The organism is Chryseotalea sp., assembly GCF_057350905.1.
In genome coordinates, this window is the sequence record NZ_JBMRCF010000022.1 from 73,430 (window position 1) to 92,400 (window position 18,971).

Here is an 18,971-nt window from a genome sequence, read left to right on the forward strand (position 1 = left end):
TAAAAAAGGACTGCCGCGTAAACGACAGTCCACTAATAAATTTAACATTCCTCCCCTATTCGCTCAAAGCTCTCCCACAGCAGCTTTACATCAAACAGCGCCATTTTTTCGTCTTCATCCACCGCAACATCGGAATGATAAAGGGCTAAATCATGGATGAGCTTCAGCGATTTTGATAAATCATTGACACCATGAAAGAGCACAAAATCAATAAACTCTGCCTGAGACGGTGTTAACAACACCTTGACTTTTTTGGGTGCTTTTCGCACCTCATTTGTTGGGCGCACTGAATAATTATTCAGTTCCGCACCTGGACCATTTGAAGTTCGCATGTTGAAATGGGTTAAGGTTAACAAAAGAGGAGAGGTCACTGCGAACTTCATCAAAGCGTGCTTTGACTGGTCTCGGGACTTGCACCCGTATGCCCCTCCAAGATCGTTGTTTAAACCGGACTTGTGATAATAACACCATAGAATTTAATGAAGTTCGCATGGCAAATATACGTTTTTTTCAGTTCACAAGTGCCTCTGAAAAAGCAGGGAAGGTTGGCGTAGGTCCAAAAGTGATTAGATGGAGCTCAAAAAAATAATAACAATTGTATATATTTACTTTACCGGGCGGCTATGTGCAGTGATTGATGGAATGACTGAATATAGCCGGACGTTAGCGGCAAGCACGAGACTAGTTGACAATAATATGAGACATTTGAAACAACCGATATTCTATCTACAATGGATACTTATCATATTTTCTTTAATAGCATTTGGGCTAGCATCCATTGAGGGATTTAGTATGCAATTCAATTTTTCATCAAAAGGATTTCAGAACTATTTGATTCTGTTTGTTCCTTACTCGATACTGTTCGCTGCGACATTCATTGTAATCGCATCATACCTTGCAATTGAAAGACTTGGTATAATGACTGACGCAAATTTGACGGCATACAAAGCAGGAAATAGAACTATTTGGATTCAGACTGTTAAGGAGTTTTTGACAGAGACTAAAATTACCGATCCCTACATGTGCAAAGAAATCAGTAAACAACTACTGCTAATACATGATTATCTTTTTGACAAAAAATATAAGTTGACCAATCAACAAGAAACCAAGGACTTTTTTGACAAGTTTTTTGCTAATAAGGTTCAATTTTTTGAGGAAATGAATACCAAATTCATGGACATAGCCTGCTACCGTGACTCTAGACATTCTTACTCTTGGGATGGTTTTAGATATGTTGTAATAACAATGCTCAACATTGACGAATGTTATGCAAAATGCATTTCGGACTTAAATGAACTTTATATTGTGGAAATACAAAATCCCAATCGTATTGTTGACATCGCTATGTTTGAATTGGCTGTTAACGAGAGACTAAAAAGAATGAAAGGATAACGTGACGACATGAGAAGTGCCAGCCGCTAACAAAATGTATAATCAATGGCGGGGTTCAGTGTAAATTTGTAGTTTAGTTTTTTAAATTACGTTTAGTTTCGTGGGACAGTGACGCGCTACGAATTCCCGCCACTGCTTATGCACAAACGTTGTGCGTGATGCTTTGAGACAATTTCAATTAGATCACTTTTATCATAAACTTGAAATGAAATGTTTAGAATGTACCTACCTCAGATTCTAATTGGCCTTGGAGTGATACTTACGTTCTTAGGTGGTTTACTATCATATATAAGAAGTGCAGAATATGACAAAAATATTGAAGACAAAATTGAAGACACTAATAAGCTTTCAAAAGAAAACAAATCACTTGCTGAAACCAATGAGAAACTAAGCATTCAGAATCAAAGTCTAATTGAAAAAAATCTTGAATTAAGTTCCAAAAATCTTGAGTTAGGAAATCAAACTGTTAAACTAAGTGAGCTGATTAATTCCAATATAACAGGTGGAGACAATTTCTGCTATGCCAGCATTAGCTTTAGTGACAATACAAATGGTTTAATTGTCCTACATAATGATGGTGAATATCCACTGTCAAATGTACAAGTTCGATTTGTAGAAGTTGACGACAACGGAAATCTACTATCTGAGAACTCTTTTAATGTTGGTGAAATACCACCAAAATCTGTTCAAATTGGTGGTAAAACAGCTTTTCTTATGGGGACAAAAAAGGCAAGCTTCAATATATTTTTCTCAGCAAGAAATGGACATCTAACTCAGATGCTAAGACTGATTTACCATGACAAAAAATGGCTATCAGCAACGCGTGTCCTCGACCCTGCTTCTGGTAAAATCCATCTTGAAAAAATACAAGATAATTTTCCTGTTTATGAGGGAATGTGGCATTGATGTATCAAAAGGCACAGTGCATACCACCCTGGTCGTAGCGTCTCGCTACGACCCTTACTATAAATACAACAATGACAAAAAAAGACCGATTGCTTCTTTTAGTTCCAGCAGGCTGGGCAAGTCTATTCGATATTACAATAACCATACTCCATCAACCAAAAGAATACTGGAGCGGTGACTTGACAAAAAAGAACGAAGGGAATCCCATCGGAGCATTGTTCATGGAAAACCATGTTGCCGGAATCTTTATTATTTCGGCTTGTTGGCTTATCCTCATAGCACTGCTAGGATATTATCTACCCCGAAAGATCAGTAAAATATTCTTACTGTTTTGCCTATTGGCCCATAGCTATGGTGCATCTACATGGTTATATAATCAATATGGGTTTTGGTATGTCATGGCATTCTTATTATTCAACGCAGTGCTATATAGCATCATAGATAACCGAGTCGGGAGTAAAAAACTCTCGCAAGAGAATTTGTATGGTAAATAAATCTTAACCCACCTAATGCCAACAATAGCTCATTCCATGCCGCGTATTTTGTCAATTACGCACAAACTACTAACTTTATTACTTAAAGTTTGAATTATACTGACATCGATAAGCGGCACGTCATGTAGTCCAGCGTTGTGAGCCACGGATCGAAAATGAGATTAAAGACGATGTTAATATTTCATGTTACTCAAGACCTTGGGACAGTGACTTTTCGTGATATAACAGGAACCAATTATATTATAAATTAAATAGGAAAAAATGCTCTCTAAAAAGACAAAAGTCCTCTTGACCGTAACATTACTTGCTGTAGTAAATTTTTCAACTGCTCAAAAAGTTGATCTCCAATTGATGTACCAAAATGATGAAAATGGAAAAATTGTATTCGGTAATATTAAAAAGCTAATAGCTTCAATTAGGGAAGGCCATGATGTAAGAATTAGTTGGACACTAGGCGACTCTATTCGTGGTAAAATAGAGCATTTTGCTAATGCCAAATTTATTACCATCATGAGTGACAGCGTTGTATTTGCACAAATCGATCCAATTGTCGGACAAACTCCTAATCTTAAAGAAAGGCATATCTACCTGAAAGATACCCAATGGGAATTTATTGCATCCACGACAGGTAACAATGAATCCGTAAATCGAAATGCCAAGACACTTGAGATCATCAATCAATCCCAATTTAAATGTGGCATCAAATGGTTTGTGATAAGAAGGAACTAGAGATAACAAGATTGAAATTCAACAATATGACAAGACGGGAATAGACGATTGAAGAGAAAGAAATATTTCATTAGTCGTTCGCAGACCACAACAGTGGTGATTGTTACACAAGTACCTTAAATGATAAAAAATATTCACTTGATTTGCTTTGTGTAAAAAATCAGTGAATAACTCAGCTTAGATTTCAATTTTTTCATTTTTTAAGCACCCCCCACCCTGGTCGTAGCGTCTCGCTACGACCTTTACTATAAACACAACAATGATAAAAAAAGACCGATTACTTCTTTTAGTTCCAGCAGGCTGGGCAAGTCTATTCGATATTACAATAACCATACTCCATCAACCAAAAGAATACTGGGAGGGTGACTTGACTAAAAAGAACGAAGGAAATCCCATCGGAGCGCTGTTTATGGAAAACCATGTTGCCGGAATCTTTATTGTTTCGGCTTGTTGGCTTATCCTCATAGCACTGCTAGGATATCATCTACCCCAAAAGATCAGTAAATATTCTTATTGTTTTGCCTATTGGCCCATAGCTATGGTGCATCCACATGGTTATATAAGCAATACGGATTTTGGTATGTCATGGCATTCTTATTATTCAACGCAGTGCTATATAGTATCATAGATAACCGAGTCGGGAGTAAAAAACTTTCGCAAGAGAATTTGCAGGGTAAATAAATCTTAACCCACCTAAAGCCCACAATAGCTCATTACATGCCGCGTATTTTGTCAATTATGCACAAACTACTAACTTCGTTTTGTAACGTTGGCATCGAACGTGCTTCGTTAAGCGGCACACCATGAAGCCCGGTGCTGCCAGTCATTTTTATTAATATGTGGACGACCCTTCGACAAGAAATAGAAAAGATACGGACTGCGTTTCACCTGCAGAATCATTTAAAATCCGTTGGACTGAATGAGTGGACAGATATTGAAGATAAACTTTACGACAACTTCGTCACCATAACTTCACGCAGATCTCGACCAAAATGGATTTGGGAGAGGCTAAAAGTCGAGAATTTTGGCATTGCAACTGACGGACAACCCTATCAATTTCTAAAACGACTTATTGATACAAATACTGAATTATTCCTTTTCTTAAATGAGTCTGTTAATGAGAGAGACAAATTTTGGATTTATAAAGGGACGATAGAACCCATTCAAAAATTAATCGAAGAAACAGTTGGTATAGACGAAGTAATTATCATTGATAAAAAATATAATTGGATTTTATGTATTAACCATCATGACAATATTATCGTTGGTGGAAAGTTAATGGTTGACAGACTTAAAAAACTTCAAACAGAGATTACGGTGGGTTAAAACGGCCAGCAAATAAAAGCTTAACCAATATCGACTGAAGTGCAAGTTTAAATTTTTATCTTCGCTACAATGTCTTCCTACTGGTAGCCAGGTTCGGTCAAGGTTAACAATGGCAGTTTAAAAAATCGCCATAGCCTATAACCAAACAATGACAATTTTAAAGAATGTAACAAACATCAAACAAATAGAAATAAGGTATGAAATTCATTTTCTCATTGGTACTCATCTCTATAACACATTACATAAGTGCCCAAAAAAATCCTGTACTTTTTGAACCCAATACTATATCAAACGGTGGCGTTTTTGGTTTAACTATTTCGCCAGACTCGCAAATTGCGCTGTGGGTTTCTTCTCATGGGAAGCGCGACACACTAACCATAATGGAGGCTAGAAAAAAGGATGGAAAATGGTCGAAACCTTATGTTGCTTCCTTTTCTTCATCAACGGGAGCATGGAAAGACATTGACCCCATTTTTTCACCAGATGGTAAAACCGTTCTTTTTCAATCAAATAGAAACACCCATAGACCGTCTGAGAGGAAAGATTTTGATATCTGGGCGGTGGAATTAACAGATACAGGTTGGTCAAAGCCATATCCGCTTGAGGGTGCTATTAATTCAGATGCTTCCGAGTCTTATGCATCCATCACGAAAGATGGTACCATCTATTTTATGAAAGAGAATGATAATCAAGTAGGGCAATCCGATATCTATTACTCAGTTTTAAAATATGGAAAATATCAAACGCCTCAAAATGTCGGCCTGCCCATCAATACGAATGAAAGAGAATCAAATCCATATATTTCACCAGAGGAGAACTATCTTATCTATTTCTCCTCAGATAAAAATGGGTTGGGAGAAGTGGACTTATATATTTCTTTCAGGAAAGAAGGTACATGGACAAGGCCCATCAACCTGGGAAGTCCTATCAACTCGAGTATTGCTGAGTTTTGTCCTTTCGTGCATGAGAAAGAAAAAAGGCTTTACTTCACCAGGCAGAAAAAACAAGGCGATCGGTTTATTGAGAATATATACTCTGTTGACTTTGACATTAATCAGTATAAATAAAATTTGAATTTGTTGGTGTTGTGCGATGGCATTAGCAGAGGATCACTAACAAGCTGAGTAATCACAATTATAAAGGCGTTGTTCTTTGCTACTAATGAAAAAATCCAGTGCTAGGCATTTGAACATGGTGTTGAGTATATAAGATCGGTAATTAAGATTCGATAATGAAAATGTTCTACACCAAAAACTGTAAAGCATTACTTCTAATTAATTATTTTTTTTAAGATAAAAGTAACGCCTCGTAAACAAGCTTTAACGCTATACTTTTATGAAGACTAGAGTGCTGATATTTCTAATACTCTCTTTTGTAACTGACTATACACTTGGACAAAGTCGCAAAGACAGTTTGATTGTTTTTGTAGGAGAAATCATAGAGGTCAAATACTCCCCTGAGGAAAAAAAAGAATCACCACCGGATACAATTATTAGAAATGGCAAAAAAACTGTTGTCAAAACGGTTACTATAAGTATGGACAGCAGGTATGTTGCAAAATATAAGGTTTTGCAATTAGTACACGGAACTTACAAAGGGGATACTATTCAATTCATTGCCTACGATCATTATGGAAAACCTGGTTTTTCTAACTATAAAACGGTTTTATTATTCTTATCAAACTATAATAGCACACTATATCATGAGAGATATCAATATTTTGATGTTTATCAAACCAAGGAAAATAAATGGGCAAGTCCTGGTGATCCTTACAAATTTGACGACCACCATAGAAAAGACTTGAAACCTCAAAGAATAAAATTTAAGGAGCAAGTTTTCTACGACCTTAAACACTACGACAAAGACAGGATTGAAGAGTTCTTCCCATCAAAATATTTTAAAATCGTTAAAAACAAAGCTTATCCTTTTATGGGAACTTATATCGAAGACCTGTTTACTGTCAAGAAAGAAGGAGTTCTTAAAGCAAGAGGGATATTCTGACAAAAATAGCCATACGAAAGATGACAAAAGCCTTACTTTTGATTAACAATTTTTTTAACGAATAAAAGTAACATATTTAACCAAGCGTTACCGGCAATGAAATTTTAATGAAGAGATTACTAACCATTAGCTTGTTTGTTATCGTAGGACTAGTTGCTTTGCTCGGAACAATTTGGTACAATACACAACCTGTGTGGCCAGTTGACAGAAAAATTGAGGCAGATAAATTAGTTGGCCTACCTGTGACCAACAGAGAAGTTGTGGAATTTACACAAGCTATGGGAGAAGACTTAGCCCCAACATACGAAAGTGCAGTCTGCACCGAATTTGTGATTAAGGTAATTGACAAAGTAAGACCGCTGACAAAGACAGAAAAGAACGACATAAGAATAATCACCGATTCTGAGTTGGACAGTTTAATTGAAGCTGATGCTCCGATAATTAAGGGAGTACAGACGGCACTTTTAAGAAGTAACAAAGGAATAGAGATAAGGGAGAGCAGTGAAGTATTACCAGGTGACTTCGTGCAATTTTGGAAAGTATTCGGAGGTAGAGCTTATGGACATTGTGGAATAGTGCTTGACATTGAGCCTAACAAAACACTTACACTTTACTCGTCACACCCATTTACTGGTGGTTATGGGACGCAAGAGTACTTGTGGCCAGAGAAGATATACTTTGTAAGATTAAAGTGAAGCTGAAAATGACCCAGCTGGTAACAATGTGTACGCCCGATTTAAAATTGGTTAATCATTTTAAAGGTAAATTTAAATTGTGCACACATCAACATTAGCTGCAAGACAAAATTGGAAAGATCCCTATGATGACGTATAAATCATTTTTAGTTGTGACCCTGTCTCTTCTTTGCCATTTGACATATGAACAGAGTGATGTTTGTGAATGTTGTGCGAACGCTCAATAAAGTATTATGACATTTAGATTACTATTACCATTTACAATATTGATTTTTGGTTCATGTTCTGCTAACAAGGAAATTTTTACCGCTGAACGATTTCAAAACATAAGTCAATTAACAGTCGACAGAGCGACAAGATGGAACTTAAGTCAGAAACACAAAGACATCTCCCCGAACCATTTAATCTTAATCGGAGAAGATATTTATCCGAATTCCAAAAATTTTAACTTAGCAAAACCCCGGACTTTTGAAAAGAAAACAAACTCATTTCGCATCAGTACTGACTACTATTATTCAGCTCCTGACAGTATAGTGAGAGTGATTTTGTATCAATGGGACAAAGCTAGAACCAGTGACCAAAAAGCGGAATTTCAAAAACAATTTAATAAGCTGAGAAAGTATCTGACAACTAAACTAGGAGAACCAACAGAAATTGAAATCAATCAAAAGGAATTCAATTACAAAACATTTAGAGATGGAATTAAATGGACTGGAAAAGTAAATGCCTATTTATTTATGTTCGGCCGAGACCAAAATGAATACAGGCAAATAAGATTAGCTATTTACTGTGATTAAACAACTGGCCGCAATAATAGCTACACGTCACCTCTTCCCTTAACTCAACTTAAGAAATCTTAATCTCACCAGAATTTCTGCTGTTTTCCAGCAAAAACATAAGCCCTGTGTTTACCATACCGGAATTTTATGCTACATTAGTTCACTGAAAAGTCTCTTACTCCTCTACTGATAAATTTGATATTATGAAAAAGACCTTAAACTTATTGGCACTATTGCTTTTGCTAAGTCCCGTAGTGAGTTTCGCACAAGATGAAACGGATAAAATTTTTGATCGCGTAAAAATTTATAACAAAAGCGCACAACAACCCACCTACGTTTTAAAAGTAGATGACAAAACACTTGTCTACAATGCACAACAAAATAAAACCGTAGATTTCAATACCATCGATCCTAATACCATACAGGAAATACAAGTACTAAAAGGTGAGGCTGCTGCTGCTTACAACGATAACAATCATGGTGTAGTGATTATCACTTTTAAAAACTTTGAAGACCTCTCCCCTTCCTTAAAAAAGAAATTCGAGGCACTTTAAAATCGAATCACCTATACACACAAACAGAAGGTCGTGGAATACAACAACGGCATTCCTGCCTTTTATGCCAAGAATCAAAAGGCGTGGCGTGATTGGTTAAAGAAAAATCATGTCAGTAAAAAAGCAGTCTGGCTCATCATCTATAAAAAAAGCAGCAGTACAAAAAGTGTCTACTATCCGGAAGCGGTAGATGAGGCACTCTGCTTTGGCTGGATTGACAGCAAGCCCAATAAAAGAGACGAGGAAAGTTTTTATCAATTCTTCGCAAAGCGAAATCCGAAAAGCAATTGGAGTAAGGTTAATAAACTCAAGGTAGAAAAGTTGATAGCTCAGGACTTAATGACGGAGGCCGGTTATGCAGCCATCGCCATTGCCAAACAAAATGGCTCCTGGGAAGCACTCGATAAGGTAGATCAGCTAATCATTCCCGATGACCTTCAAGTGCTGTTCGATAAAAAACCTAAGGCTTATGCCCATTGGCAAAAATTCTCACCCTCTTCCAGACGTGGTATTTTAGATTGGATTTATAACGCCAAAAGACCGGAGACGCGCGCCAAGCGAATAGAAGAAACCGTAAGGCTCGCAGCCAAAAACGAGAAAGCCAATCAGTATGTACCGAAATCATAGCTGCTGGCTGCTAGCCTTGAGCTGCGAGTTTCTAGTGATTGACGATATAATTCAAAATTCAAAATTCAAAATTCGTAAATCTAAATTCGTAAATCTAAAATCTTACATCTTACGTCTTACGTCTTAAGTCTTAAGTCTTAAGTCTTACGTCTAAAGTCTAAATCATTCTTTCCTATAAACCACCTTCCCATCAACCACCGTCATGGCTACTTCCGCTTCCAGAATTTCTTTTTCACTCACCTTCATAATGTCTTTGGTGAAAACAGTGAAGTCGGCCAGCTTACCTACTTCAATAGAACCTTTTACTTTTTCTGCAAACTCACCAAAGGCCGCATCTACAGTATACGAACGCAGGGCCTGATCTCTCGTCATTTTTTCTTCAGGCTCATAACCACCTGCAGGCTCACCTTTCAGCGTCATGCGACTTACTGATGCATAGAATGAAGGAATCGGTGTTAAGGGTTCTACTGGTGCATCGGTTCCGTTAACAATCACCGCACCCGACTTCAATAATGTTTGCCACATATAAGCACCTTCTTTAATGCGCTTCTCCCCCAGCCTGTCAATGGCCCAAGGTCTGTCGCTGCTCATGTGTATGGCTTGCATGGCCGGTATTACACCTAACTTCGCAAAGCGCCCAATATCGGTGGGATGTAAATGCTGTGCATGCTCAATTCTAAAACGGTGGTTGGTGGCCTTCTCCGGATTTTCAGTAAAGGCCTGCTCATAGCGATTGAGTATTTCCTGATTGGCCCTGTCGCCAATGGCATGTGCACACACCTGAAAGCCAGAAGCCAATGCTTTGCGCGAAACTTTTAGTACAGTGTCCATAGAGTAAGTAGCCATGCCAGAGAAGTCAGGGCGATCGGTGTAGGGTTCTAATAACCAGGCACCGCGTGAGCCTAAAGCACCATCGCAATTCAATTTAACAGAACGCACATTTAAAAAATAAGTGCTGTCTACAATCGGGCCCTTTTCAAAAAGCTCGTATACATAATCAAGATCCCATCCGGTTAACATGGGGTATAAGCGTACACCCAATTTTCCTTCTCGCTGAAAGCTTTGAAACAAAGCAATGTTTTCGCGACTGGCGCCTGCATCATGAAAGCTGGTGATACCATTGCGCCAACAAGCTTTAATGGCCAGTTCCAAGGCCTGTCTATCGGTTTCCGCTGTATTCTCTGGAATCTGAGAGGCAATAAGCGTCATGGCGCGCTCATTGAAAATACCGGTAGGATTACCTAATTCATCTTTGATAATTTCACCACCATCTTCTGAGGTCTGGCTCAAAGCTTCTTTGGATAATTGATTAACCCCTGCTAATTCCATCGCCTTGGCGTTGGCTATCGCTGCGTGCCCACTGGCATGGCGTAAAAACACAGGGTTGTTCGGAGATACTTCACTCAGCAGCTGGTGTGTTTGAAAACCCTTCACCATTTTCTCAGGTTTCACATCCCACTTATCCTGGTGCCAGCCCCTGCCTAAAATCCACTGACCGGGTTGTGCCTTGGCAACAGCCTCCTTCACCTGGGCTACCATTTCCTCGTAGCTTTTTACATTCATTAAATCGAGGTTGAGTTCGTTGTAACCCACGCCCATAATATGGCCATGCCCTTCAATAAAACCGGGCGTCATGATCTTGCCTTCGAGGTTGATTACCTCAGTCTTTTCGCCAATGTATTTTTCGATATCTGTGGTTGATCCTACTGCGATTATCTTGTTGCCTTTTACTGCTACCGCCTCAACGGTATTGTTATTAGCATCTGCGGTGTAAATAGTACCGCCTTTAACGACTAAATCTGCCGTTTCCTGTTGAGAACAAGCGAATGAAAGCATCGCCAGTATGAACATGTGAATGTACTTTTGCATAGGGTTTTAAGCTTAGACTGTAATGTTAAGGATATTTTTCAGAAAATTATCTGTGGATTCTTTAACAGACCCCAGGATGATTTGTTCGGTAGGGATTTTGATTCGGTGATATGCTGATTCGTTGATGTGCTGATGTGATGGTGTGCTGATTTGGTGATGGATTAATTCGGTGATGAGTTGATATTCATAAGGTTACTACATATCGTGTCATGCCCTGGCGGGAGGCGATACTAGAAATAAGTGATCTACAAATACCTGACCCCACTATCCTAAACGAACCTTAAAAACGTATCTTTGCGCTTTAACCAAGCTATGCGCGCACGTCTCTGGATTTTCGCTAAACTCATGCTCTACTGGATGCTCTTCATGTCCGTAATCCGCATCAGTTTCCTTGCCTATAACTATGATTTTAGCAGTCAACTTACCTTCGCTGAGATGCTGTTGTCTCTCCTCTACGGCACACCCATGGATTTGAGCATGACTGGCTACGTTATGCTTTTATCAGGTCTTTTTTTAACAGCATCAACACTGATCAAAGGTCGTTGGATTTACTACGCAATCTTTGGCCTCACCATGCTGGCCTTGTTTTTACAAATCATCATCGTTATTGTCGACCTTGAACTTTACAGACATTGGGGTTTTCGAATGAACAACACTCCCTTGTTTTACATGGGGTCTGGTGCCGCAGGTAGCATTGACCTGTGGGTTGCCATTAAAGTGTTGCTCATCGGTGCTGCACTGGCTTTGGTTTTTGTCTGGCTCTATTTGAGGTGGATTGCGCCTGCCCTCTGGAAGCTGACAGCTGCAAGTAAAAAATCAGCACTCGTACTCCTGCTGGTAAGCGCTGCCATGGTCATCTGCATCCGGGGAAGTTTTACAGTGGCTACAATGAACACCGGCTTTGTCTATTTTCATACCACAAAAATGTATGCCAACCATGCAGCCATTAATGTTGTGTGGAATTTCTTCAGAAGTCTGAGCAGCAGTTCACGCGTTGTTTACCCTGAAACTTTTTTTGATCAGCAACTCACAGAAAATCATTTTAAGAATCTTTATCCAGAGAGCGATTCAACGTTCAGCATTTTAAATACACCAAAGCCGAACGTTGTACTGATTATCATAGAAAGCTACACAGCTTCGGTAATCGAAGCGCTGGGCGGTGTGCCTGGTGTTACGCCACGCATTAACGCATTGAGTAAAGAAGGCATTCTCTTTGATAATTTTTATGCGAGCGGTGATCGTACCGATAAAGGATTAAGCAGTGTGTTAAGCGCTTATCCTGCACAACCTAACTCATCCATTATTAAGTTTCCTGGTAAAACGCAAAAGTTGCCTTCGTTAAATAAAAAAATGGAAGCACTCGGTTATAGAACTTCTTTCATTTATGGTGGTGATGCGGATTTTGCCAACTTCAGGTCTTACATCACAGCATCCGGTTTTGATGCACTCACGGAAGATGAAGATTTTGATGACGACTTAAACGATTCAAAATGGGGCGTGCATGATGGCTTTGTTGGTCTGCGTGCTCTTGAAGAACTCGATACCGCACAAGCTCCATACTTTAAAGTTTGGTTAACACAAAGTAGTCATGAACCTTTTGATGTTCCGGCTAAGCCTAAGTTTACAGATAACAGTCTTGAGCATCGCTTCTTTAACTCCTGCCACTATACTGATAGTTGTATCGGTGCTTTCATTGATAAACTCAAAACAAGAGATGACTGGGCTAATACGCTGGTAATTCTTACGGCAGATCACGGGCATCGCTTACCTGATAATCAGGATATACAATCTTCCAGAAGATTTCGGATACCCTTATTATTTTTAGGTGGTGCTGTTAAAACTGATTCAGTAATTCATACAGTCGGCAGCCAGACGGACATAGCCAATACCCTACTGGCACAGCTAAAGGCAGCTTCACCCGAATTTATTTTTAGTAAAAATCTTTTTGCGTATACATTAAATCCACATGCTGCGTTCTTTTTCAACAACGGCTTTGGTTTTGTGTTACCTGAAAATAAACTGATGGTTTACGACAATACCGCTAAAATTTTTGTGAAGACTGAAAATGTAAGTGAAGCTGAAATGGAATTAGGAAAAGCCTATCAGCAGAAATTGTATTCAGATTTTAATAAACGTTAGGCGATTCGCATCACAATAAGATGAAGAAAATTTATTTACTATGCACTCTATTGTTCTTGTGCACATACGCGCAGGCACAAGACTTTGGTCTTTCGTTCTCGTACTTTATTCCAAAGAATGGTTATTTCTCCACGCCCATTAGCCCCTTTTCACTCAGAGGTGTAGGTGTTAATTTTAACAACTATGTTTCATTGGAAACAGGCGCTTCCCTCTACCGCATGTCTGGCCTGATGGTAAAAGACATACCCCTTACTACGAAAGAGCCTATTGTAGGTCCTAACTTTACACTGTTTGTACCCGTGCAACTTGTTTTTGCGCTTAGAGGCAATGGTGCATCATTCGAACTAAAGGGCGGTGGCTTTGGCTTTGTACCCTTTGCCAATAAACTTAACCACGGTCATTTAGACAGGGCTATTCGCACCGCTGAAAACTGGCAGGTGGCCAATGCCGATGCAAGCTTTAAAAGTCAGCCAGGCTATGGCTGGATGGCAGGCGCTGAATTAACAATCAACATTACAAAACAGATAGGCGTATCGTTGGAGACTAACTACCTGGCCGGAGCAGCCGGTTTTGCTATGCAGGGTACGTATACTGGTGGAAATGGTACGCTTGAAACAAAGGATTTCAATTATGAAGATGCCAAGATGGACCTAACCGGATTAGAATTTTCGGTGGGTGTATTTATGAGCAGCGGTGGCCAGGGTAAAGCCCGACCAAAAAGAAGAAGATAGCCAAAAACGTGAACAATTAGCTGTTTTTACTGTTATACGTGCGATGAAAATTTACAACCTCAAGCGCACGCAATTTTTGCCCATTAGTCTTCAGGAAGCCTGGGATTTTTTTTCTACACCCAACAACTTGGAAAAAATTACGCCCAAACACATGGGCTTCAATATTTTATACAAATCCGGAGGCACTAAAATGTATCCCGGACAGTTAATTCGTTATAAGGTATATGGTCTGCCTTTTGTACCCATGCATTGGGTAACTGAAATTAGTCATGTGCAAGAGCCCAATTACTTTGTGGACGAACAACGTTTTGGACCCTATGCTTTATGGCACCACCAGCACCATTTCAAGGCTGTGCCCGGAGGTGTGGAAATGGTAGATGAGGTTAATTACGGCATTCCTTTGGGGCCATTGGGGCGTTTAGCGAATCTCCTCTTTGTAGGCCGTACGGTAAATGCTATTTTTGATCATCGCTATGAAGTGCTGGAGAAATATTTTTCAGAGAAAGTAAATAGTAAATAACATGGATTGGATTACGATTAGTCTTTGTGTCATCATTGCAGTTGGTACTTTTCTGTTTTGGGAATTCGTAGCCTGGTTTACACACAAGTATGTCATGCACGGTTTTTTATGGACCTGGCATAAATCGCATCATACTGTGCATGATCATTCACTCGAAAAAAATGACTGGTTCGCTGTTGTCTTCAGTATTCCTTCTATCGCTCTGTTTATTATTTCAACTACAGTTTATAAGAGTCCTTACCTTTTCTCAGTAGCGGTGGGTATACTTTGCTACGGGCTTTTTTATTTAATTTTTCATGATGTGATTGTACATCAGCGTGTAAAGTGGAGACCAAAAAAACGAAGCAGTTATTTAAATCGAATGATTCACGCGCATTACATACACCATGCTAAGCACACTAAAGAAGACTGTGAGGCATTTGGTTTTTTAATTGCGCCAAAGAAGTATGATGTCAATCACCTTGAATTAAAAAAAGATCGTCAGGCAACTCAATAGATCCAACAGTGTTAAACGAACGTTATTTATACCTTGCACTGGACATAGGGTCTATTTCATTTCCTTTTCTGTTTAGCTTTTACCCTAAAGCTAATTTTTCGAAGGAATGGAAATTTCTATTTCCCGCTTTACTCATAACAGCAATTGTATTTATTGTGTGGGACGAGGTGTTTACTCAAATGGGTATCTGGGGCTTTAACAGTCGCTACCTCACTGGCATTTACCTCGGCAGTCTTCCTTTGGAAGAAGTTTTATTTTTTATTTTCATTCCTTATGCCTGCATTTTTATCTACTTCTCTTCTCAGCACCTTTCGAAGAAGGATTATTTAAAACCTTATAGCAGGCTCATTACCGCGGTATTGATCAGCTTCTTATTAATAGCAGGTTTACTGAATACACATCGCTGGTATACATCAGTTACTTTTATAAGCCTTGCCATTTTTCTGCTGATGCATTTATATTGGTGGAAAAGTGAATACTTAGGAAAGTTTTATTTCGCTTATATTTTCGTTCAAATACCTTTCTTCTTAGTGAATGGCATATTGACCGGATCCTTTATTGAGGAAGAAGTGGTTTGGTATAATAATGCAGAGAACCTGAACATCCGCATGGGCACCATTCCTTTTGATGATTTGTTTTACAACATGCTGATGTTGTTAATGGTAACTACCATTTACGAAGCTTTCAAAAAGAGATTCGGGACAAAATAGACTCTGTCAATCTTTTGGGATACTCCTAATTTAAAAATCAATTTCGTTTAATTAGACAACCTAGACAATCCGTCAGACCGCTGAATGCAGAAGTAAGAAGCGGTCAGACGGATTTAAGGTAAAAACAAACCTTATCAGCAGGTATAATAACAAAGTGTTAAAAGGAATGAATTGAGATCACAAATAAAAAGGCTCCTATTTAGGAGCCTTTTCAGTTTTCACTTTCTTTTTCTTTTTCTCGCCCTTCAAAGCACCTTCAAGTTTATTAATGGACTTTGAGGCCGCTTCGGCTTTTTTTAAATCGCGCTTAATTTGTTCAATTATTCTTCCCGCAATCTTCTTGGCACTTTTAGCAACTAGTTTCTTCAACTTTCTTCCGGCACGTGCACCTTCTACTGAAGCTACCGCTGTACTAAAAGCTGTTGACAAGTCTGAGGCAATTTTCTTTTTGTTTACTTTATTTTTCTCCATAACAAGTGGCAAATGAATTCTCAATGTATGCAATGTTATGTAAATAGTCAGTGTGGTAACATAAACTTAACATTGAAAAGCGTTATTCATAACGCAATGAATCAACCGGTTTTGCTGACGCTGCCTTAATGGATTGGTAACTCACAGTAAGCCATGCAATTAGAATAGAGACAAGGGCACTTCCTATAAAAATGAAAGGACTCAGTTCAATTCTATATGGGAAATCAGCTAACCACCAATTGGCCAAATACCAACCCAGGCCTATGGCCGGAATCAGGGCGATGAGTACGAGAATTACAAATTCTTTGGATAATAGTAAGGACAGGTTTGTAACAGAGGCACCCAGGGCCTTTCTGATGCCAATTTCTTTAGTACGCTGCTCCGTAGTAAAAGCTGCCAGTGCAAATAAACCTAAACAGGCAATAGCAATAGCGAGTGAAGAGAACACTGTAAAGATATCGCGCAAGCGCTGCTCTTCTCTGAATAGGGTATCAAAATTTTCATCGAGAAACACATATTCAAATGGATCCCCAGGAGCATATTGTTTCCAGATCGATTCTACAGAAGCCACAATATCTTTCGGTGAGCCACTGTAGCGGATGTAGAGATTAGAAGATTGATCTGTAAGCCTTATCAATACCGGCATCACTTGTTTTTTAAGCGATTCAAAATTAAAGTCTTCTACTACTCCTACTACTTTGATGGTTTGGGGTGTCTCAAAATTAAAGTCAATAATTTCTTTGCCTTCACTTTCTGTCCAGCCAAATTCGCGCATAGCCGATTCGTTGATAACGCAGGCCATTGAATCGGAAGCAAAATCTTTTGATAAAAACCTGCCTTCTTTCATTTTAAACTTTAAAACCTCCGCCTGATCCCAGTCGGCATAGTATTTCATTAAGAGATGATCAACCTCAACACCTTTGGCGCGAAACACATTGATATTATTAGCTCCTGGAAATGTATTATTGGCATAAGAGGCGCCCACTACACCACTTTGCTCAAGGATTGAATTCTTAAACGCAATTCTTTGTGTGTTCAAGCGATTTACATTTTTCAAAACAAACACATTGCGTTGATCAAGACCCATATTTTTATTTTGCATATGGTCGATCTGCAAATACACAACCATGGTGGCAATAATTAAAAAGATAGACACTGCAAATTGAAACACAACCAGGGAACTGCGAACGCCTTTGGTTTTCATACCTCCGCGCGCCTTACCTTTTAAAACCTCCACTACATTAAAGGAGGTAAGGTAAATGGCAGGATAACTGCCTGCTAAGAAACCTACGAGCAATACAAGCGCTGTGGCGGAAACAAAAAACATAGGATCCCTCAGGGCTTCAATACTGAGCTGCTTGCCTGAAAGCAAATTAAAGTAAGGTAGTGCTGCATAACAAACCAACACTGAAATGATGACAGCTATTAAACTATACACCAATGACTCAGACAAGAATTGCCACATCATTTGCCCGCGTTGCGAGCCCAGGGTTTTGCGTAAGCCCACTTCTTTAGCACGCCCTGCAGATTGTGCTGTAGAAAGATTCATGAAATTGATACAAGCCAGTAGCAAAATGAAAATACCTATACCGGAAAATATATATACATAACGGATATCGCTTGTCGGTTCCAGATCGTCAGGAAATTTATTGCGCAAGTGTGAATCAACGATAGGATAGGCTACATAACTGTAAATACCTCCTTGTTTTTTGAATTCATCGAAATTAATACCTAGACCTTGCTCCAATTCCACACCCACATACTTCGCCACTATATCTTCAAGTTTGGCATTAACGTCTTCCAGTTTTGTCTGGTCGTTCAGTGTTACATAGGTTTGGAGTGAATTACCTGTCCAGCCTGCATAAATTTCATTGGGATCATCAAGAATAGTAGAAAAAGAAAGTAAGGCTGAAAATTTAAGATGCGAGTTACCTGGTGCTTCTTTTACAATGCCTGTTACCTTGAAGGTCTCGTTACCATTTCCGATTACAAGCATTTTACCCAAGGCCTCACTTTCAAAATATTTTTTCGCAAGCGCCTCAGTAATGACCACGGAATTTGGTTCTTTTAATGCCGTTGCTCTATCACCAGCTAACAATTCAAAACTGAAGAATTCAAAGAAATTAGAATCGGCATAATGTATATTAAACTCCGAGAAAATTTTCTCCTCATATTTGAATACCACACCTCTGTTTCTGCCAAAGGGGTTTAAGCGCGTCATCGATTCAACACCAGGGATTTCATCCTGCATGGTGGGTCCCAATGGTAAGCATGAGTTAGTGGTATAAATTTCTTGTCCCGCTATTTTACCATGCAAACCAATACGGTACATGTTCTCAACATTGCGGTGAAAACGATCGTAGCTAAGCTCGTCTTTAACATAGACAAAAATCAGCAAGCAGCAGGCAATACCGATAACAAGCCCGGAAATGTTAATGGCTGAGTAAAACTTGTGCTTCTTTATATTACGAATAGCTATTTTGAAGTAATTTTTTAACATAACAGTAAGAGTTGATTATATGCAGACGTCAA

General features: G+C 39.0%; 21 protein-coding genes. 17 read left to right on the forward strand and 4 right to left on the reverse strand.

Going from position 1 to position 18,971, the window contains the following annotated elements; genetic code table 11:
- Positions 1–41: 41 nt before the first annotated feature.
- The gene (locus ACO1XM_RS20160; RefSeq protein WP_486232404.1) at positions 42–332 is read right to left on the reverse strand and encodes a hypothetical protein; all 291 of its coding nucleotides are present in this window, start codon (positions 330–332) and stop codon (positions 42–44) included.
- A gap of 238 nt (positions 333–570) precedes the next feature.
- Here ACO1XM_RS20160 and ACO1XM_RS20165 point away from each other — a divergent pair, with 238 nt between their 5' ends.
- From ACO1XM_RS20165 to ACO1XM_RS20220, 12 genes are all read left to right on the forward strand, one after another.
- Positions 571–1,392, forward strand: coding sequence for a hypothetical protein (locus ACO1XM_RS20165; protein ID WP_486232406.1), 822 nt, complete (start codon positions 571–573; stop codon positions 1,390–1,392).
- 210 nt (positions 1,393–1,602) lie between these two features.
- The gene (locus tag ACO1XM_RS20170; RefSeq protein WP_486232408.1) at positions 1,603–2,298 is read left to right on the forward strand and encodes a hypothetical protein; all 696 of its coding nucleotides are present in this window, start codon (positions 1,603–1,605) and stop codon (positions 2,296–2,298) included.
- An 89-nt stretch (positions 2,299–2,387) separates the two neighbouring features.
- A complete protein-coding gene (locus ACO1XM_RS20175; protein WP_486232410.1) occupies positions 2,388–2,792 on the forward strand; it encodes a hypothetical protein in 405 nt (134 codons plus the stop codon).
- Between the two features lie 261 nt (positions 2,793–3,053).
- Positions 3,054–3,521: a hypothetical protein gene (locus tag ACO1XM_RS20180; RefSeq protein WP_486232411.1), complete on the forward strand. Its 468-nt coding sequence runs from the start codon at positions 3,054–3,056 to the stop codon at positions 3,519–3,521.
- A 259-nt stretch (positions 3,522–3,780) separates the two neighbouring features.
- Complete coding sequence (locus ACO1XM_RS20185; RefSeq protein ID WP_486232413.1) at positions 3,781–4,149, forward strand: hypothetical protein; 369 nt, start codon at positions 3,781–3,783, stop codon at positions 4,147–4,149.
- 209 nt (positions 4,150–4,358) lie between these two features.
- Positions 4,359–4,847 carry a DUF6756 family protein gene (locus ACO1XM_RS20190; RefSeq protein ID WP_486232415.1) on the forward strand — a complete coding sequence of 163 codons (489 nt, stop codon included), beginning with the start codon at positions 4,359–4,361 and terminating at the stop codon, positions 4,845–4,847.
- 197 nt (positions 4,848–5,044) lie between these two features.
- Positions 5,045–5,914, forward strand: a complete 870-nt coding sequence (locus ACO1XM_RS20195) for a TolB family protein (protein WP_486232417.1) — start codon at positions 5,045–5,047, stop codon at positions 5,912–5,914.
- A gap of 268 nt (positions 5,915–6,182) precedes the next feature.
- The gene (locus ACO1XM_RS20200; protein ID WP_486232419.1) at positions 6,183–6,848 is read left to right on the forward strand and encodes a hypothetical protein; all 666 of its coding nucleotides are present in this window, start codon (positions 6,183–6,185) and stop codon (positions 6,846–6,848) included.
- Positions 6,849–6,955: 107 nt separating this feature from the next.
- The gene (locus ACO1XM_RS20205) at positions 6,956–7,543 is read left to right on the forward strand and encodes a hypothetical protein (protein ID WP_486232421.1); all 588 of its coding nucleotides are present in this window, start codon (positions 6,956–6,958) and stop codon (positions 7,541–7,543) included.
- Positions 7,544–7,776: 233 nt separating this feature from the next.
- On the forward strand, positions 7,777–8,340 hold the full coding sequence (locus ACO1XM_RS20210) for a hypothetical protein (protein WP_486232423.1): 564 nt from the start codon (positions 7,777–7,779) through the stop codon (positions 8,338–8,340).
- A gap of 185 nt (positions 8,341–8,525) precedes the next feature.
- The gene (locus ACO1XM_RS20215; RefSeq protein ID WP_486232425.1) at positions 8,526–8,876 is read left to right on the forward strand and encodes a TonB-dependent receptor plug domain-containing protein; all 351 of its coding nucleotides are present in this window, start codon (positions 8,526–8,528) and stop codon (positions 8,874–8,876) included.
- Between the two features lie 33 nt (positions 8,877–8,909).
- Entirely contained in the window at positions 8,910–9,503 is a 594-nt protein-coding gene (locus tag ACO1XM_RS20220; protein WP_486232427.1) for a YdeI/OmpD-associated family protein, read from the forward strand.
- 162 nt (positions 9,504–9,665) lie between these two features.
- Here the strand turns inward: ACO1XM_RS20220 and ACO1XM_RS20225 are convergent, their stop codons facing one another.
- Entirely contained in the window at positions 9,666–11,372 is a 1,707-nt protein-coding gene (locus ACO1XM_RS20225) for an amidohydrolase (RefSeq protein WP_486232429.1), read from the reverse strand.
- Positions 11,373–11,684: 312 nt separating this feature from the next.
- Here ACO1XM_RS20225 and ACO1XM_RS20230 point away from each other — a divergent pair, with 312 nt between their 5' ends.
- From ACO1XM_RS20230 to ACO1XM_RS20250, 5 genes are read left to right on the forward strand one after another with little or no spacing between them, the layout of a single operon-like run.
- Entirely contained in the window at positions 11,685–13,511 is a 1,827-nt protein-coding gene (locus ACO1XM_RS20230) for an LTA synthase family protein (RefSeq protein WP_486232431.1), read from the forward strand.
- A gap of 20 nt (positions 13,512–13,531) precedes the next feature.
- Complete coding sequence (locus ACO1XM_RS20235) at positions 13,532–14,242, forward strand: hypothetical protein (protein WP_486232433.1); 711 nt, start codon at positions 13,532–13,534, stop codon at positions 14,240–14,242.
- A 43-nt stretch (positions 14,243–14,285) separates the two neighbouring features.
- Complete coding sequence (locus ACO1XM_RS20240; RefSeq protein WP_486232435.1) at positions 14,286–14,762, forward strand: SRPBCC family protein; 477 nt, start codon at positions 14,286–14,288, stop codon at positions 14,760–14,762.
- 1 nt (position 14,763) lies between these two features.
- Complete coding sequence (locus ACO1XM_RS20245; RefSeq protein WP_486232437.1) at positions 14,764–15,258, forward strand: sterol desaturase family protein; 495 nt, start codon at positions 14,764–14,766, stop codon at positions 15,256–15,258.
- Between the two features lie 8 nt (positions 15,259–15,266).
- On the forward strand, positions 15,267–15,968 hold the full coding sequence (locus tag ACO1XM_RS20250; RefSeq protein ID WP_486232439.1) for a lycopene cyclase domain-containing protein: 702 nt from the start codon (positions 15,267–15,269) through the stop codon (positions 15,966–15,968).
- Between the two features lie 195 nt (positions 15,969–16,163).
- Here ACO1XM_RS20250 and ACO1XM_RS20255 read toward each other — a convergent pair whose 3' ends face one another.
- Positions 16,164–16,439: a hypothetical protein gene (locus tag ACO1XM_RS20255; protein ID WP_486232441.1), complete on the reverse strand. Its 276-nt coding sequence runs from the start codon at positions 16,437–16,439 to the stop codon at positions 16,164–16,166.
- 82 nt (positions 16,440–16,521) lie between these two features.
- Positions 16,522–18,939, reverse strand: a complete 2,418-nt coding sequence (locus tag ACO1XM_RS20260; protein ID WP_486232443.1) for an ABC transporter permease — start codon at positions 18,937–18,939, stop codon at positions 16,522–16,524.
- Between the last annotated feature and the right edge of the window lie 32 nt (positions 18,940–18,971).

Bases quoted from the DNA above. Each gene is read 5' to 3' on its own strand.
- ACO1XM_RS20160 (WP_486232404.1), bottom strand. From the start codon at position 332: ATGCGAACTTCAAATGGTCCAGGTGCGGAACTGAATAATTATTCAGTG.
- ACO1XM_RS20165 (WP_486232406.1), top strand. From the start codon at position 571: ATGGAGCTCAAAAAAATAATAACAATTGTATATATTTACTTTACCGGG.
- ACO1XM_RS20170 (WP_486232408.1), top strand. From the start codon at position 1,603: ATGTTTAGAATGTACCTACCTCAGATTCTAATTGGCCTTGGAGTGATA.
- ACO1XM_RS20180 (WP_486232411.1), top strand. From the start codon at position 3,054: ATGCTCTCTAAAAAGACAAAAGTCCTCTTGACCGTAACATTACTTGCT.
- ACO1XM_RS20185 (WP_486232413.1), top strand. From the start codon at position 3,781: ATGATAAAAAAAGACCGATTACTTCTTTTAGTTCCAGCAGGCTGGGCA.
- ACO1XM_RS20190 (WP_486232415.1), top strand. From the start codon at position 4,359: ATGTGGACGACCCTTCGACAAGAAATAGAAAAGATACGGACTGCGTTT.
- ACO1XM_RS20195 (WP_486232417.1), top strand. From the start codon at position 5,045: ATGAAATTCATTTTCTCATTGGTACTCATCTCTATAACACATTACATA.
- ACO1XM_RS20200 (WP_486232419.1), top strand. From the start codon at position 6,183: ATGAAGACTAGAGTGCTGATATTTCTAATACTCTCTTTTGTAACTGAC.
- ACO1XM_RS20205 (WP_486232421.1), top strand. From the start codon at position 6,956: ATGAAGAGATTACTAACCATTAGCTTGTTTGTTATCGTAGGACTAGTT.
- ACO1XM_RS20210 (WP_486232423.1), top strand. From the start codon at position 7,777: ATGACATTTAGATTACTATTACCATTTACAATATTGATTTTTGGTTCA.
- ACO1XM_RS20215 (WP_486232425.1), top strand. From the start codon at position 8,526: ATGAAAAAGACCTTAAACTTATTGGCACTATTGCTTTTGCTAAGTCCC.
- ACO1XM_RS20225 (WP_486232429.1), bottom strand. From the start codon at position 11,372: ATGCAAAAGTACATTCACATGTTCATACTGGCGATGCTTTCATTCGCT.
- ACO1XM_RS20230 (WP_486232431.1), top strand. From the start codon at position 11,685: ATGCGCGCACGTCTCTGGATTTTCGCTAAACTCATGCTCTACTGGATG.
- ACO1XM_RS20235 (WP_486232433.1), top strand. From the start codon at position 13,532: ATGAAGAAAATTTATTTACTATGCACTCTATTGTTCTTGTGCACATAC.
- ACO1XM_RS20240 (WP_486232435.1), top strand. From the start codon at position 14,286: ATGAAAATTTACAACCTCAAGCGCACGCAATTTTTGCCCATTAGTCTT.
- ACO1XM_RS20245 (WP_486232437.1), top strand. From the start codon at position 14,764: ATGGATTGGATTACGATTAGTCTTTGTGTCATCATTGCAGTTGGTACT.
- ACO1XM_RS20255 (WP_486232441.1), bottom strand. From the start codon at position 16,439: ATGGAGAAAAATAAAGTAAACAAAAAGAAAATTGCCTCAGACTTGTCA.
- ACO1XM_RS20260 (WP_486232443.1), bottom strand. From the start codon at position 18,939: ATGTTAAAAAATTACTTCAAAATAGCTATTCGTAATATAAAGAAGCAC.